This is a genomic window from Nocardia blacklockiae (genome assembly GCF_015477355.1).
Classification (GTDB): domain Bacteria; phylum Actinomycetota; class Actinomycetes; order Mycobacteriales; family Mycobacteriaceae; genus Nocardia; species Nocardia blacklockiae.
On the sequence record NZ_JADLRJ010000001.1, the window covers coordinates 459,242 to 474,945 of the forward strand.

At 70.9% G+C, this 15,704-nt stretch carries 16 protein-coding genes; 13 read left to right on the plus strand and 3 right to left on the minus strand.

Annotated features, from left to right (window positions below):
• The first annotated feature begins 83 nt into the window (after positions 1–83).
• The 4 genes from IU476_RS02090 to ruvB all read left to right on the plus strand — a co-directional run bounded on the left by IU476_RS02090 (position 84) and on the right by ruvB (position 3,065).
• Positions 84–593, plus strand: a complete 510-nt coding sequence (locus IU476_RS02090; RefSeq protein WP_195095942.1) for an O-acetyl-ADP-ribose deacetylase — start codon at positions 84–86, stop codon at positions 591–593.
• Positions 594–798: 205 nt separating this feature from the next.
• Complete coding sequence (gene ruvC, locus IU476_RS02095) at positions 799–1,368, plus strand: crossover junction endodeoxyribonuclease RuvC (RefSeq protein WP_195097345.1); 570 nt, start codon at positions 799–801, stop codon at positions 1,366–1,368.
• Complete coding sequence (gene ruvA / locus IU476_RS02100; RefSeq protein ID WP_195095943.1) at positions 1,365–1,970, plus strand: Holliday junction branch migration protein RuvA; 606 nt, start codon at positions 1,365–1,367, stop codon at positions 1,968–1,970. Before ruvC ends, ruvA begins: the two co-directional genes overlap by 4 nt.
• Before the next feature lie 9 nt (positions 1,971–1,979).
• Complete coding sequence (gene ruvB, locus IU476_RS02105; RefSeq protein ID WP_195095944.1) at positions 1,980–3,065, plus strand: Holliday junction branch migration DNA helicase RuvB; 1,086 nt, start codon at positions 1,980–1,982, stop codon at positions 3,063–3,065.
• Positions 3,066–3,071: 6 nt separating this feature from the next.
• On the opposite strand, the gene IU476_RS02110 is transcribed toward ruvB, so the two are convergent.
• Positions 3,072–4,049, minus strand: a complete 978-nt coding sequence (locus IU476_RS02110; protein WP_195095945.1) for a DUF8017 domain-containing protein — start codon at positions 4,047–4,049, stop codon at positions 3,072–3,074.
• A 74-nt stretch (positions 4,050–4,123) separates the two neighbouring features.
• Complete coding sequence (locus IU476_RS02115; protein WP_438943971.1) at positions 4,124–4,756, minus strand: TetR/AcrR family transcriptional regulator; 633 nt, start codon at positions 4,754–4,756, stop codon at positions 4,124–4,126.
• A 70-nt stretch (positions 4,757–4,826) separates the two neighbouring features.
• Between IU476_RS02115 and IU476_RS02120 the strand changes: the two genes are divergently transcribed.
• The 7 genes from IU476_RS02120 (at position 4,827) to IU476_RS02150 (ending at position 12,985) form a co-directional block, all read left to right on the plus strand.
• Positions 4,827–6,320: a flavin-containing monooxygenase gene (locus tag IU476_RS02120; protein ID WP_195095948.1), complete on the plus strand. Its 1,494-nt coding sequence runs from the start codon at positions 4,827–4,829 to the stop codon at positions 6,318–6,320.
• 103 nt (positions 6,321–6,423) lie between these two features.
• Positions 6,424–6,855 carry a preprotein translocase subunit YajC gene (gene yajC / locus IU476_RS02125; protein ID WP_195095949.1) on the plus strand — a complete coding sequence of 144 codons (432 nt, stop codon included), beginning with the start codon at positions 6,424–6,426 and terminating at the stop codon, positions 6,853–6,855.
• Between the two features lie 145 nt (positions 6,856–7,000).
• A complete protein-coding gene (gene secD / locus IU476_RS02130) occupies positions 7,001–8,800 on the plus strand; it encodes a protein translocase subunit SecD (protein WP_195095950.1) in 1,800 nt (599 codons plus the stop codon).
• 2 nt (positions 8,801–8,802) lie between these two features.
• Positions 8,803–9,993: a protein translocase subunit SecF gene (secF, locus tag IU476_RS02135; protein ID WP_195095951.1), complete on the plus strand. Its 1,191-nt coding sequence runs from the start codon at positions 8,803–8,805 to the stop codon at positions 9,991–9,993.
• A gap of 204 nt (positions 9,994–10,197) precedes the next feature.
• Positions 10,198–11,901, plus strand: a complete 1,704-nt coding sequence (locus IU476_RS02140) for an ABC transporter substrate-binding protein (protein ID WP_195097347.1) — start codon at positions 10,198–10,200, stop codon at positions 11,899–11,901.
• Between the two features lie 34 nt (positions 11,902–11,935).
• Positions 11,936–12,508, plus strand: coding sequence for an adenine phosphoribosyltransferase (locus IU476_RS02145; protein WP_195095952.1), 573 nt, complete (start codon positions 11,936–11,938; stop codon positions 12,506–12,508).
• 87 nt (positions 12,509–12,595) lie between these two features.
• Positions 12,596–12,985, plus strand: a complete 390-nt coding sequence (locus IU476_RS02150; protein WP_195095953.1) for a hypothetical protein — start codon at positions 12,596–12,598, stop codon at positions 12,983–12,985.
• Positions 12,986–12,992: 7 nt separating this feature from the next.
• Here the strand turns inward: IU476_RS02150 and IU476_RS02155 are convergent, their stop codons facing one another.
• Positions 12,993–13,301 (minus strand): hypothetical protein, encoded by a 309-nt coding sequence (locus tag IU476_RS02155; protein WP_195095954.1) that lies wholly within the window; start codon positions 13,299–13,301, stop codon positions 12,993–12,995.
• Positions 13,302–13,473: 172 nt separating this feature from the next.
• On the opposite strand from IU476_RS02155, the gene IU476_RS02160 reads away from it, so the two are divergent.
• Positions 13,474–13,917, plus strand: a complete 444-nt coding sequence (locus IU476_RS02160; RefSeq protein ID WP_195095956.1) for a nitroreductase/quinone reductase family protein — start codon at positions 13,474–13,476, stop codon at positions 13,915–13,917.
• 196 nt (positions 13,918–14,113) lie between these two features.
• The gene (locus IU476_RS02165; protein WP_195095960.1) at positions 14,114–15,703 is read left to right on the plus strand and encodes an ABC-F family ATP-binding cassette domain-containing protein; all 1,590 of its coding nucleotides are present in this window, start codon (positions 14,114–14,116) and stop codon (positions 15,701–15,703) included.
• The last annotated feature ends 1 nt before the right edge of the window (position 15,704 follow it).

A 15,704-nucleotide genomic window follows, 5' to 3' on the forward strand; every position in this document is an offset into this window, starting at 1 on the left:
ACGGCGGCGGCGCATCCGCGCAGGTGTGGGTCGCGTCGGCGGTGTCGGGGCATGGACCCGTCCCGGCGGGGCACACTCGGGCTATGAGCGAACTGGTGCTGGTGCGCGGTGACATCACCGAGCAGGACGTGGACGCCGTTGTGAACGCGGCCAATTCGACGCTGCTCGGCGGCGGCGGAGTCGACGGGGCGATCCACCGCCGCGGCGGACCGGCGATCCTGTCCGAATGCCGCGAACTGCGGGCCACCACGTACGCCGACGGCCTGCCCGCGGGGCAGGCGGTCGCGACCACGGCCGGCGCGCTGCCCGCCCGCTGGGTGATCCACACGGTCGGCCCGCGCTGGTCGGCGAGCACCGACCGCTCCGCGCTGCTGGCGTCCTGCTACCGCGAATCCCTGCGCGTGGCAGCGGAACTCGGCGCGCGGACGGTGGCGTTCCCGGCGATCTCCACCGGCGTCTACGGCTGGCCGCTCGACGACGGCGCCCGCATCGCCGTGGACACCGTGCGCGCCACCGAGACCCCGGTGGCGCAGATCCGGTTCGTCGTATTCTCCGCCGACGCCCACGCCGCCTTCGCCGCCCGCCTGCCCTGACGAAATCCCGGCGAAGTCTGTCGGCCGGCTGCCAGGGTGCGCCTGCGCGCCACTCTGTCGCTGTCAGCGTGGGCTTACCCGCGACCCTGCGGGTGTGAGACGTGCGGCGGGGTGCCCGCGATCCCGCCCGTGTCGATGACCCGGTCGCGGGGCCCGGTCCGTTAGACTTCGAACAACTGTTCGCGGATGTGGAGGGGTGCTTTTCGTGCGGGTGATGGGCGTCGACCCGGGGCTCACCCGGTGCGGTGTGAGCATCGTCGAGAGCGGGCTCGGCCGGCAGGTCACGGCGCTCGCCGTGGACGTGGTGCGCACCCCGCCGGACATGGACCTGGCCCAGCGCCTGCTGCTGGTCTCCGACGCCGCCGAACACTGGATGGACACCCACCGCCCGGGCGCGGTCGCGATCGAGCGGGTCTTCTCCCAGCACAACGTGCGCACCGCGATGGGCACCGCCCAGGCCGGCGGCGTGATCGCGCTGGCGGCCGCCCGCCGCGGCATCCCGGTCGCCTTCCACACGCCCAGCCAGGTCAAGGCCGCGGTCACCGGCAACGGGTCCGCGGACAAGGCTCAGGTGACGGCGATGGTCACCAAGATCCTAGGCTTGCGCACGGCGCCGAAGCCGGCCGATGCCGCCGACGCGCTCGCGCTGGCGATCTGTCACTGCTGGCGGGCCCCGATGCTGGAGCGCATGGCGAAGGCGGAGGCCCAGGCGGCGCAGGCACAGCGGAAATACGCCGAAAGGCTGGCCCAGCAACGAAAGGCGGTAACCGGGTGATCGCGTCGGTGCGCGGCGAGGTGCTCGAGATCGGGCTCGACCACGCGGTGCTGGAGGCCGCGGGCGTCGGCTATCGGCTCAACGCCACCCCCTCCACCCTGGCCGGGCTCACCCGCGGCGACGAGGCGCGCCTGTACACGGCGATGATCGTGCGCGAGGACTCGATGACGCTCTACGGCTTCGCCGACACCGAGGCCCGCGACCTGTTCGGCCTGTTGCAGACGGTGAGCGGCGTCGGCCCGCGGCTGGCGATGGCGGTGCTCGCGGTGCTCGAGCCCGAGGCGCTGCGCAAGGCGCTGGCCGAGAGCAACGTCGCGGCCCTGACCCGGGTGCCCGGCATCGGCAAGCGCGGCGCCGAGCGCATGGTGGTGGAACTGCGCGACAAGGTGAATCTCGTTCCGGTGCAATCGGGTCCGCCCGGCACCGGCCCCGCGCCCGTCGTCACCCCCGTCCGCGAGCAGGTGGTGGAGGCGCTCGTCGGGCTCGGCTTCCCCGCCAAGCAGGCCGAGCCCGCCGTCGACGCCGTACTCGCCGACGAGCCCGCCCTGGACACCTCCCGGGCGCTGCGCGCGGCGCTGGGCCTGCTCGGCAAGAACAAGTAGGGCCAGCGCATGACCGAACCGCACGACGAGACCGAATCCCCGGTCAGCGCAAGCTATCTGCGTTCCGACGGCGAGATCGAGGCCGGCCTGCGCCCGCAGTCGCTCGACGACTTCATCGGCCAGCCGCGCGTGCGCGAACAGCTGGCGCTGGTGCTGCGCGGCGCCAAACAGCGCGGCGGCACACCGGATCACGTGCTGCTGTCCGGCCCGCCCGGCCTCGGCAAGACCAGCATGGCCATGATCATCGCCGCGGAACTCGGCTCGGCCCTGCGCATCACCTCCGGTCCGGCGCTGGAGCGGGCGGGCGACCTCGCCGCCATGCTGAGCAACCTGGTCGAGGGCGACGTGCTGTTCATCGACGAGATCCACCGCATGGCCCGCCCCGCCGAGGAGATGCTGTACCTGGCGATGGAGGACTTCCGGGTCGACGTGGTGGTCGGCAAGGGGCCCGGCGCCACCTCGATTCCCCTCGATATCGCGCCGTTCACGCTCGTCGGCGCGACCACCCGTTCGGGCGCGCTGACCGGCCCGCTGCGCGACCGGTTCGGCTTCACCGGCCACATGGACTTCTACGAGCCCGAGGAACTGCAGCTGATCCTGCTGCGCTCGGCCCGCATCCTCGACGTGCGGATCGAACACGACGCCGCCACCGAGATCGCGGGCCGATCGCGCGGCACGCCGCGCATCGCCAACCGGCTGCTGCGCCGCGTGCGCGACTACGCCGAGGTGCGCGCCGACGGCGTCATCACCCGCGCGATCGCGCACGCCGCCCTGGCCGTCTACGACGTCGACGACCTGGGCCTGGACCGCCTCGACCGGGCGGTGCTGGGCGCGCTGGTCCGCAGCTTCGGCGGTGGGCCCGTGGGCGTTTCGACGCTGGCGGTCGCCGTGGGGGAGGAGGCCACCACCGTCGAGGAGGTGTGCGAGCCGTTCCTGGTCCGCGCCGGCATGGTCGCCCGCACGCCGCGCGGCCGCGTCGCGACCGCCGCCGCCTGGGAGCACCTGGGCCTGGTGCCGCCGCCGGATCTGGTGTTCGGCTCCATCGAGGTCCGCGGGCGCGAACCGCACCCGACGCTGGACCTGTTCGACTCCTGACCGCGCTCAGAGCTTCCGCACACTGCCGAAGATCTGCCGGGCGACCTCGGGGGTGACCTCGCCGGGCACGCCGCGATCGGCGGCGATGGTCAGCACCAGCATCGGATTCTGCGGGCCCGGAAAGGCGAAGGTGTAGACGGAGAACCGCGTGGTGGTGCAGGCCGGGTCGTCCGGGTGCCAGCTGCCGGAGGTCTCGACCAGCTGCCCGGCGATGCCGCTGCCGGTGGTCAGCGGGGAGGCGGGGGTCGCGGCGGTGTCCGGGGGACTGTTGAACCCGTAGGTGGCGGCCATCCGCCCGACGTCGGTCGCGGCGGTGGCGAGGTCCGGCCGCTCCGAACGGCTCACGAAGGCGGTCGTGCGATTGGACGACGGGCAGTAGTCCTGGCCGTCGACGGCCGTGCCGGTGCCCGAGATCCGGTTGCCCTTGCCGTCCTCGAAACCGCGAATCATGCTCTCCTTGTCGACCTTCCACCCCGCGGGCACGTCGTAGGCGATCCCGCGCGAGGGCACCGCGACGCCCTGGAAGCCGGGCGTCACGGCGGCCGTGGTCGAGCCCTGCTGCGCCGTCGTGGGCGGCGCGGCGGTGGTGGTCGGCGGGGCGCTGCTGGTGGCGGCGGCGCTCGTCGCGCGGGCCGACGAGCTACCGGATGCCGTCGCGGTGTCGTCGTCCTGCGACGACTTGTTCACCGCCACAACGACACCGACGGCCACCAGCACCAGCACCAGCCCGCCGAGCAGCAGCCCGACGATCAGCCCGGTCTGCGAATTGCGCGGCGGCGGAGTGCCGTACGGCTGCGGATACCCCGGCTGGGGATACCCGCCGGGATACGGCTGCTGCGCCTCCAGCGGCGGATACTCGTACGGCTGCGCCGGCTGCTGCGGATATCCGTGCTGCTGCGGCGGGGGGTACGGCGGAGGTCCCGAGGGTGGTTGCTGTCCGGCGCCCGCTGTCGGCTGATTCCACCACTGTGGGTCTTCTGTCACGCTGTTCTTCCTCTGTCCCCGGCGCTGATCCGCGTGGTCATAGTAGGCCACCGGACCCGTCGCGCTCGCCGAGCTCAGTCCCGGCGCACCCCGTCGATCAGCACCCGCCGGATCGCCTCGGTCAGCGCGGCCGCCGCGCCCGGATCGGGATCGCGCAGCCCGTGCACCACGGCGGCGAGCATCATGCCCGTCACCGCCTTCGCGGTATTGGCCGTGTCGAGATCGGCGCGCAGATAACCCAATTCGACACCGTGCTCGAGATAGCCCGCGGTGAGCGCGTCGGCGGTGTCGAGCAGGCCGTACAGCCGCTGGGTCAGCTCGCTGTCGATGCCGGTCGCCTGGAACAGCAGCAGCTGCGAGACGCGGCGATCCTCCAGGAAGATGTGATTGAGGGCGGCGCCGATGCGCTCGACCTGCGCGCGGTACTCCTCGAGCGTGGTCGCCGCGTCCGGGGCGTTGTCGGTGCCCAGCGAATCGATGATGCGGGCGGCCAGGTCGTCGATGACGTGGTCGATGATGTCGCGCTTGTTGGCGAAATAGCGGTAGAAGGTGCCGTGCCCGATACCCAGCTGGCCGGCGATGTCCGCGATTCCCGTTGCGTGATAACCCTTTTCGGCGAAACAGGCGAACGCGGTGTCGATGATCTCCTGGCGCAGCTCGGCCTTGCGACGCTCGAGATGGGTGGATGGCTTCGGCACGGAGCCGATGATACGGTGTTCCGCAACGGAATGATGTGTCATTCTGTAATAGCTACTTCTGGTAACAGGGAGGTTCGACGTGGCACCTCAGTACGACGCCGTGGTCGTCGGGGCGGGGTTCGGCGGGATGGGCGCGGGCATCGAGCTGGACCGGCTCGGCCTGGGCAATTTCGTCATCCTCGAGCGCGAGGCCGATCTGGGCGGCACCTGGCATGTGAATCGGTATCCGGGCCTGGCCGTGGACATCGCCTCGGTCACCTACTCGTACTCCTTCGAGCCGAATCCGTACTGGTCGCGGCTGTTCGCGCCGGGCGCGGAACTCAAGCGGTACGCCGAGCACGTGGCCGACAAATACGATCTGCGCCGCCGGATGCGGTTCGGGCAGACCGTCGGCGGCGCCCGCTGGGACGAGGAGCAGCGGCACTGGGTCGTGTCGGTCGAGGGCGGCGAATCCCTGACCGCGCGCTATCTGCTGGCGGCGACCGGGTTCCTGTCCCAGCCCTACACCCCGCCGTTCCCGGGCATCGACTCGTTCGAGGGCAAGATCCTGCACACCACCGCGTGGGAGGAGGGCGTCGACCTCACCGGCCGCAAGGCCGCGATCATCGGCACCGGCGCCACCGCGGTGCAGCTGGTGCCCGAGGCGGCGAAGCGGGTCGCGGAGCTGACGGTGTTCCAGCGCACCCCGATCTGGGTGGTGCCCAAGGTCGACACCCGCATTCCCAAGCCGGTCCAGGAGCTGTTCGCCCGGGTGCCGCTCACCCAGAAGGCCGCGCGGCTGGTCAACACCGGCGCGCTGGAACTGCTGATGGTGTCCGGGGTGCTGCACTACAAGCAGGCCAAGTTCGGCAACAAGGCCGCGGCGCTGCTGGCCAAGGCGCACCTGCGGGCGCAGGTGGACGACCCCGAGACCCGCCGCAAGCTCACCCCCGACTACGACTTCGGCTGCAAGCGGCCCACCTTCTCCAACACCTACTTCAAGACCTTCAACGAACCCCACGTGCGGCTCGAGACCGAGTCCATCGACCACCTCGAGTCCGACGGCATCGTCACCGCCGACGGCCGCAAGACCGAGATCGACACCCTGATCCTGGCCACCGGCTTCAATCTGTGGGACGTCAACTTCCCGGCCCTCGAGATCATCGGCCGCGACGGGGTGAATCTCGGAAAGTTCTGGCGCGACAACCGCTTCCAGGCCTACGAGGGCATCACCGTGCCCAAGTTCCCGAACTTCCTCAGCCTCAACAGCCCGTACTCCTACAGCGGCCTGTCCTACTTCACCACCATCGAGGCGCAGATGAAGCACATGGGCCGGCTGTTCGGCGAGCTGTTCCGCCGCGGCGAGGAGGTGTTCGAGGTGACCGAGCAGGCCAATGCCCGCTTCCTCGACTACGTCACCCGCAAGCTGGGTTCGTCGGTGTTCTACGGCGGCGACTGCGCCACCGCCCGCAGCTACTACTTCAACCAGCACGGCGAGGCCGCGCTGCTGCGCCCCAACAGCACCCTGACCACCCATCGCGAGGCCGTGAGCTTCCCGCTCGACGATTACACCTACGGCGAGCAGGCGGCGTAGCCGCGCCGCCCGGGCGGTGCGGGTGTGGCGGTATCGCGCAGGACTGGCAGACTGTGTGGGTAAATACCCATCCCAACCCACAGACTAGGGACCGACTACGACGATGGAACTGCTGTTTCCGCTGCTGCTGGTAGCCCTGCTCGTGCCGATGTTCCTCGGTGTCCGCCGCCAGAAGCGGGAGGCGGAGAAGGTCGCTTCCATGCAGGAGGCGCTGAAGATCGGCGACCGCGTCACCACCACGTCGGGTTTGTACGGCACCGTGGTCGACGCCGACGAGACGACCGTCGACCTGGAGATCGCCGAGGACGTCGTCACCACCTGGCTGCGCGCCGCGGTCCGCGACGTGCGCACCGAGGAGACCGACGCCACCGACGGCGCGGCCGCGGCGCCTGCCGCCGCCGACGACGCGCCGGCGGACGACACCGCCCCCGAGCAGCCCGCCGCCGAGCCGCCCGCGGCGTCGGCTCCGGCCGAGTCCGCCCGGGCGACGGAGGAGTCGGCCGAGGACACGGCCACCCGGCTCGGCAAGGACTGACCGCTCGCGCCCTCGCATCGCCGCGTGCCCGCGGTGCGGGGGCGTCGGCGCGTGCCCGCGCGTTCCCTTCGTCACGGCCGTCCCGGTGCGTCACCGCCTCGGTGCGACCGCCGTCCCACTCGACACCGCCTAGGAGATAAGTACTGTGCCACCTTCCAAGGGAACGGGGCATCCACTGCGCTTGCTCGGCGTCTACGCGTTGCTCTTGGCCGTGATCTACGCGCTGGTGTTCTTCACCGGTGACAAGTCCGCGGAGCCGAAGCTCGGCATCGACCTGCAGGGTGGCACCCGGGTCACGCTCACCGCGCGCACCCCCGACGGCAGCAAGCCGAGCCAGGACAGCCTGAAGCAGGCCCAGCAGATCATCGAATCCCGGGTGAACGGGCTCGGCGTGGCCGGGTCCGAGGTCGTCATCGACGGCAGCAACCTGGTGATCACCGTTCCCGGCGAGGACGGCCAGCAGGCCAAGGCCCTGGCGACCACCGCCAAGCTCTACATCCGCCCGGTGCTGCAGGCCGCCCAGCCGCAGGGTGGCGCGGGTGCCCAGCAGCCCGGCGGCGCGCAGACGCCCGGCACCGCCCCGCCGACCGATCAGTCGCCGCCGCCCAGCGGCGCGCCCGAGACGGGCACCCCGGCGCCGGAGCCCTCCGCGACCGGCGGTACCCAATCCGACACGGGCGCAACGGAATCCGGCGCGAGCGCGGGCACCGAGCCCTCGGGCGCGACCGGCGGCTCGGCGCAGAACCGCGTGTTCCCCGCCCAGGCACCAACCCCGACGGACAACCCGGCCCCGCCGACCACGCCGTCCCCGCAGCCCGGCGGCCTCACCCCGGCGCAGCAGACCCAGCAGGAGATCGCCAAGGCCAAGGAGCTGCGGCAGAGCACCGACCCGCAGATCCAGCAGCTCGCCCTGGCGACCATGACCTGCAACAAGCCCGACCCGCTGACCGGCAACGACGACCCGAACCTGCCGCTGGTCACCTGCTCGACCGACGGCGCCCAGGTGTACCTGCTGGACAAGAGCCGCATCGACGGCCAGGACATCAAGGACGCCAGCGCCCAGTTCGACACCCAGCAGTCGCGGTGGGCGGTTGACCTGACCTTCAAGAACGCCGACGCCTGGGCCGCGCTCACCGGCGAGTACGTCTACAAGCAGATCGCCTTCACCCTGGACTCGAAGGTGATCAGCGCGCCGCAGGTGCAGCAGGGCCCGCAGCAGGGCGGCAGCACCCAGATCACCGGCAACTTCAACGCCCAGACCGGCAAGGAGCTGGCCAACCAGCTGAAGTACGGGTCGCTGCCGCTGTCGTTCGCGACCTCCGAGGCGCAGACGGTGTCGGCGACGCTGGGCCTGTCCTCGCTCAAGGCGGGCCTGATCGCGGGCGCGATCGGCCTGGTGGCGGTGCTGCTGTACTGCCTGCTCTACTACCGGATGCTCGGCTTCCTCGCCGGATTCTCCTTGGTCGCTTCGGGTTTCGCGGTCTACGGCATCATCGTGCTGCTGGGCCGGTGGATCAATTTCACCCTGGACCTGGCGGGCATCGCCGGTCTGATCATCGGCATCGGTATGACCGCCGACTCCTTCGTGGTGTTCTTCGAGCGCATCAAGGACGAGATGCGCGAGGGCCGCAGCTTCCGCTCGGCGGTGCCGCGCGGCTGGGCCCGCGCCCAGCGCACCAACCTGTCGGGCAAGACGGTCAGCCTGATCGCCTCGGCCGTGCTGTACATCCTGGCCGCCGGGCAGGTGAAGGGCTTCGCGTTCACCCTCGGCCTGACCACCGTGCTCGACGTCGTCGTGCTGTACCTGGTCACCGCCCCGCTGATGATGATGGCCTCGCGCTCGCCGTTCTGGGCGAAACCCTCGGTCAACGGATTGGGCGCGGTCCAGCAGCTCGCTCGTGAACGCAAGGCCGCCGCGGGCGTGCTGGCCGGAAAGGAGGCGTGAGCATGAGCAACAACTCCGTCCTCGACGCGGGACCCGTCGACGAGCCCACCGACCGGATGCCCAAGCACGGCTTCTTCGAACGGCTCTACACCGGCACCGGCGGGTTCGCGATCGTCGGCCGCCGCCGGTTCTACTACGCGCTGAGCCTGGCGCTGGTGGTGATCGCGCTGGCCAGCATCGTGGTGCGCGGGTTCACCCTCGGCATCGACTTCGCCGGCGGCACCCGCATCCAGCTGCCGGCCGCCGACGGCGTGAGCACCTCGCAGGTCGAGTCCGCCTACAACAAGGCCATCGGCCACGACCCGGTGACCGTGCAGAAGGTCGGCTCCGGCGCCGCCGCCTCGTTCGAGATCCGGTCGGACACACTGGATTCCGCGCAGCAGGAACAGGTGCAGAACGCGCTGTTCGACGCCTTCCACCCGAAGGACTCCAGCGGCGCGGTGAGCCGCAACGCGATCAGCGTCGCCGAGATCAGCGAGACCTGGGGCGGGCAGATCACCCGCAAGGCGCTCATCGCCCTGGTGGTGTTCGTGCTGCTGACGATGATCTACATCGCCATCCGGTTCGAGCGCGACATGTCGATCGCGGCGATCGCCTCGCTGTTCTTCAACCTGATCGTCACCGCGGGCATCTATTCGATCGTCGGGTTCGAGGTGACGCCCGCGGCCGTGATCGGCCTGCTGACCATCCTCGGCTACGTGCTCTACGACAACGTCGTGGTGTTCGACAAGGTGGAGGAGAACACCCGCGGGGTGCTGCACCTGACCCGCCGCACCTACGGCGAACAGGCCAACCTCGCCGCCAACCAGACCCTGATGCGGTCGATCAACACCACCGTGATCGGCATCCTGCCGATCATCGGCATGCTGGTGATCGCGGTGTGGCTGCTGGGCGTGGGCACGCTGAAGGACCTGGCGCTGGTGCAGCTGGTCGGCATGATCGTCGGCGCCTACTCGTCGATCTTCTTCGCGGTGCCGCTGCTGGTGTCGATCAAGGAGCGTTTCGGGCCGGTGGCCGCGCACACCCGCAAGGTGCTCGCCAAGCGGTCCGCCGTCGGCAGCGCGCGCGTCGGGGAGGCCGCGGCGCAGCGCGCGAGCGCGGCCACCGGCGTCGCCCGGCCGCGTCAAACCGGTTCCGGCGCACCGAGACCCGGCGCCCGGCCGAGCGGGAAGCGGAACAAGAGAAGGCACTGAGCGTGCGTCGGGACGGGCGGGGACGCCCGTTCCGGGCGCGGGATTCGGCGCGTGTCCGCCCCGGGCCCGGAGCAGTCAGCTTGCGGAACGGCGAAGGGTCCGGCGCGCTCCGCGGTCGACTACGGGCCCGGAGGAGGCAGTGTGCGTAACGACGAAGCGCCCGGCGGATACCCCGGATCCGAGGGGCCGCGTCGATCGCGGCGGATCGGGTTCCGGGCGGCCGCCGTGCTGGCGGCGGGGGCGCTCGCGGCCGGGGCGCTCGCCGGTTGCGGCAGCAAGAACCAGGTGCCCTCGATCGGCTACGCGGTCGACGCCGTGCCGGCCACCTACAACGGCGGCACCACGCTCGGCGCCAACAGCGGTGCGGCCGGGGTGTTCTCGCGGGTGCTGACCGGGTTCTTCTACACCGGCCCGGAGGGACAACCGGTCGCCGACACCGACTTCGGCACCGCCAAGGAGGTGCCGGGGGAGACCCAGACGATCCAATACCGGCTCAACCCGGACGCCACCTACTCCGACGGCGTCGCCACCTCCTGCGACGACCTGGTGCTGGAATGGGCCGCGCGCAGCGGCCGGTTCACCCGGCCCGCGCCGGGCGGCCCGGTGCCGCTGTTCGACGCCGCCTGGACCGCCGGCTACTCCGATATCGAGCGCGTCGAGTGCCAGCCCGGCTCGAAGGACGCGACGGTCGTGTTCCGGCCCAACCGGCACTTCTCGGCGTGGCGGACGCTGTTCAACGCCGGCGACCTGATGCCCGCGCACATCGCCGCCAAGGCCGCCGGGGTCTCGAACGTGGTGGCGGCGGTGCAGGCCGGGGACCCGAACGCGCTGGACCGGCTGGCCCAGTTCTGGAACACCGGCTGGAACCTGACGCCCGGCAAGATCGATACCGAGCAGCTGCCGTCGTCGGGCCCCTACCGCATCGACTCCTACAGCGACAGTGATGGCCTGGTGCTGGTGAAGAACGAGAAGTGGTGGGGCAACCAGGCCCGCACGCCGCGGATCGTGGTGTGGCCCAAGGGCACCGACCTGAAGAAGAAGGTGTCCGATCGCGAGGTCGGCGTCGTCGACATCGGCGCCGGATCGGTGCCGGACCTGAACCTGGACGGCTTCTCGGTCGAGCACCTGCCCGGCCGCGGCGCCGAACAACTGACACTGTCCACGGCCGGCGTGTTCGGCAGTGCGGCGGCGCGGCGGGCGTTCGCGCTGTGCGTGCCCCGGCAGGCGCTGTTCGACAAGTTCGGGCACCCCGGCTTCGACCACGAGTCGGGACTCGGCGCGGGACCGCTGAATTCCCGGACGGTGCAGGCGGATTCGGTCTACTACGCGGCCACCACCGGCCCCGCCGACAAGTACCGCACCGGCGACGCCGCCGCCGCGCAGAAGGCGCTGGCGGCGGCCGGGGTGCAGAATCCGACGGTGCGCATCGGCTATCGCGCGCCGGACGATCGCCGCGCGCAGACGGTCGCGGCCGTCGCCGACGCGTGCCGGGCGGCGGGCGTCACGGTGATCGACGCCGGCGCACCGGATTTCGTTCCCAGCCAGCTCGGCGAGGGCAAGGTGGACGCCGTGCTGGGCGGCACCGGTGCCGCGCCCGGTCCGTCGGGCTCGCTGCCGGGCGTCGAGGCGACCGCCGCGCTGCGCACCGGCGAAGGTCTGAATTTCGGGCGTTTCGGCAACGGGCGTTACGATGCGATCGCGGATCAGCTTGCCGCCGATGACAATTCGGCCACGGTGCTGGGTCTCGACAGCGAGGCGGAGAATCTGCTGTGGAACGAGATGCCGTCGATCCCGCTGTTCGCCACGCCGCGCACCATCGCCTTCGGTGACGGCATGGAGGACGGGATCGCCAACCCGACCAAGGCGGGTGCGGGGTGGAACATGGATCGCTGGGTGTTGTCGCGCTGAGCGGGTGCCGGCGCGAGATGAGGAGTGGGTGCAGATGAGCAAGCACGGCATGGTGGAGACCGAGGAGACCGCGGGCGAACGGCTCGCGCTGGCGGCCGCGGCGGTGCAGCGGCTGACCCGCTGGCACGACGACTTCCCGACCCCGGGTGTGCGTTTCGCCGACCTGACGCCGGTGTTCGCCGACGCCGAGGGCTTCCGCGCGGTCATCGACTGCCTGGGATCGTGCGCCACCGAGGTCGATCTGGTGGCCGGGGTGGACGCGCGCGGCTTCCTGCTCGGCGCGGGGGTGGCGGCCGCGCTGGGCACCGGGGTGGTGGCGGTGCGCAAGGCGGGCAAGCTGCCACCCCCGGTCATCTCGCGCGAGTACACCCTCGAATACGGCTCGGCCGCACTGGAGATCCCCGCCGACGGCATCGATCTCGCCGGTCGCCGGGTGCTGCTGCTCGACGACGTGCTCGCCACCGGCGGCACCCTGGCGGCGAGCGCGGAACTGTTCGCCTCGGCCGGGGCCGAGGTGGTCGCCGCCGCGGTGGTGCTGGAGCTGAGCTTCCTGGGCGGGCGTGAGCGGCAAGGGGATTACCCGCTCACGTCCATCGTGCGCCTGTAGGCGCGCGAGCCCGCGGCGGCCGAGGTCTACCCCCCGGCGTGCCGTGGTTGTGGGCCGACACGGCTGTCGCTATGCTCGGCCCAGCCCATGACTCGATCCCAGCGCACCAAGCTCTCCGCCGCCGTCGCCTGCGCGGTGGGCCTCGTGTTCGCCGTCGGTGCCGCCACGGCCTCGGCTAGCCCCTCGGCCGTGCTGCGCGGCGGCGCGACGGTCACCGCGCACGTCACCGAGGCGAAGCCGGGCCAGGCGTGCCGCATCGAGGGCACCGGCGTCGGCATGCCGTGGCGTGCGGTCGGCGCGGACGGGACGGTGGACCTGAATTCCGGGCCGGTGCCGCCGGGGCGTCATCGCGCCCGGGTGATGTGCGAGCAGCAGGGCGGCGCGGGCGAACATCCGGTCGGCCGGCAGGAGGACGTGTTCACCGGGCGGTGGTCACCGGTCTTCGAATTCCTCCATCATCACCGGCTGGATTCCTGACCGCGGGTCAGAACCGGGCGAGCAGGCGTGCGATGAGGCCCGTCACCAGGATCCAGAACACCGCTGCCAGACCGTAATTGATGATCACGTCGAGCTTGAAGTTGCCGGTGTTGAACAGGCCCGGGAAGAACAGCGCCAGCGGTTCGGCCAGTCCCTTGACGAAGCTGAAGAACTTGTTGGCCTGGTTGGCCTCGAAGACCAGCAGCAGGATGTAAACGGCTTCGATCAGGGCGAACAGGCCGCCGACCGCGCTGACGACGGCCGCGGCCGTCCCCGAGCCGGTATGGGTACTTCGGTATGTTCGGTATCTGTACATGTCTGGGACGTGCCCGCTCTCGGCGCACTCGAAACAGACAGTCCCCTTGACGTTTTCGGGCCTCGGATGTTGTCCGGCAGCCCTGGAGAGCACTGCTCTTGACATCCGCGCGCGGATGCGGCATAGTCCTCTCTATCGAGAGCACTGCTCACAAAGGCGAGGAATGGTCACCATGAACGCCACCCGGTACATCGCCCCCACCGGCATCGACCCGATCATGAACAAGATCTTCAACACGCTGCCGAAGCTCGGCATCAGCGTGGCCGGCTCGCGGCTGCTGGCGGTGCGCGGCCGCAAGTCGGGGGAGTGGCGGACCACGATGGTGAACCTGCTGGTGGACGAGTCGGGCGCGCGCTACCTGGTGGCGCCGCGCGGGCACACGCAGTGGGTGCGCAACATTCGCGTGGCCGGCGGCGGGGAGCTGCGGCTGGGCCGCAAGACCGAGGCGTTCACCGTGACCGAGGTGCCCGATGCCGACAAGGTGCCGGTGCTGCGGCTGTACCTGCGCAAGTGGGGCTGGGAGGTCGGCAAATTCTTCGAAGGCGTCACGAAGGACGCCTCGGACGAGGAGCTGGCCGCCATCGCGCCGGGCTTCCCGGTGTTCCGGATCAACTGAGCCGCAAGGGCTTTCGGTTGCGGCCCGGATCGGTGTGACGCGGGTCCCGGAAAAAGGTCTTGCGCGCGATTCCGTGGCTCGGCTAATTTGGAGAAGTCTTGTTTCCGACGATCGGAGTCGTGCATTGCTCTGCTGAGGTAGCCCCGAGCGGCCCGCGTTCGCGCGCCGTATCCATGCCACCTCCCTGGAGCCGCACATGTCTCTCACTGTCTCCATTTCCGATCTCACCTTCGCCTGGCCCGACGGCACCCCGGTCTTCGACGGCCTCGACGCCGTGCTCGGCCCCGGCCACGTCGGCCTGGTCGGCGCGAACGGAGCGGGCAAATCCACCCTGCTGCGGCTGATCGCGGGCGACCTGCGCCCCGCGCGCGGTTCGATCACCGTGCCCGGCCGGCTGGGCTACCTCCGGCAGGACCTGGGCCTGGCGCCCGGGCAGCGGGTGGACGCCGTCCTCGGCATCGCCGCGGTGCGAGAGGCGTTGCACCGCATCGAATCCGGCGCGGGCGCCGAAGCCGACTTCGAGACCGTCGGCGCCCGGTGGGACGTCGAGGAACACGCGGTGGCGCTGCTGGGCCGCCTCGGCCTGCACTACCTGGCCGGCGAGGTGACCCAGCTGGACCGCCGCCTCGACACCCTCTCCGGCGGCGAGACCGTGCTGCTCGGACTGGTCGCCGAACTGCTGCGCGAGCCCGACGTGCTGCTGCTCGACGAACCCACCAACAACCTGGATTCCGCTGCGCGCCAACGCCTCTACGAGGTGGTGGGCGGGTTCCCCGGCACCGTGCTCACCGTGAGCCACGACCGCGGCCTGCTCGACCGCGTCGGCACGATCGCCAAACTGCGGCAGGGCGGCATCCGGTTGTTCGGCGGCAACTTCGACGCCTACGAGCGGATCGTGGACGCCGAACAGCAGGCGGCCCGCGCGGCCGTGCGCGACGCCCGCAGCGATGTGCGCAAGCAGTCGCGCGAGCTGGTGGAGGCCCGCGTCAAACTGGACCGCCGCAAGCGGTACGGGCAGAAGATGTGGGACTCCAAGCGCGAGCCGAAGATCATCATGGCCGAACGCAAACGACAGGCCCAGGTGTCGGCGGGCAAACTGCGCAACAATCACCTCGCCAAGGTGGAGGACGCGAAGGAACAGCTCGAACAGGCGCAGGAACTGCTGCGCGACGACCGCGAGATCCGGGTGGACCTGCCCGACACCCGGCTGTATCCGGGCCAGGACGTGGTCGACCTGGACGAGGTGACGCTCGCGAACGGACCCGTCGTCTCACTGACGATCACCGGTCCCGAACGCATCGCGCTCACCGGGCGCAACGGCGCGGGGAAGACGACGCTGCTGCGCCGTCTCGTCGCCGAGCCGCCGAAGGTGCCGTGGCGGCTGCTGCCGCAGCGCCTGGACGTGTTCGACGAGCAGCGGTCGGTGTTCGACAACGTCGCCGCGGCGACGCCGCACGCCTCCGCCGAACAGGTGCGAGCCCGGTTGGCGCGCTTCCTGTTCCGCGGCGCGGACGCCGACGTGCCCGCCGCGGCGCTGTCGGGCGGCGAGCGGTTGCGCGCGGCGCTGGCCATGCTGCTGCTCGCCGACCCCGCGCCCAAACTGCTGCTGCTCGACGAACCGACCAACAACCTCGATCTGCCGAGCCTGCGCCACCTCACCGAGGCGCTGGCCGGATTCGAGGGCGCGCTGGTCGTGGTCAGCCACGATCCGCGCTTCCTCGACGAGATCGGGGTGACCCGCCGGATCGAACTCACCGACGCGGGCCTGGTGGAGGACCCGGGGTAGC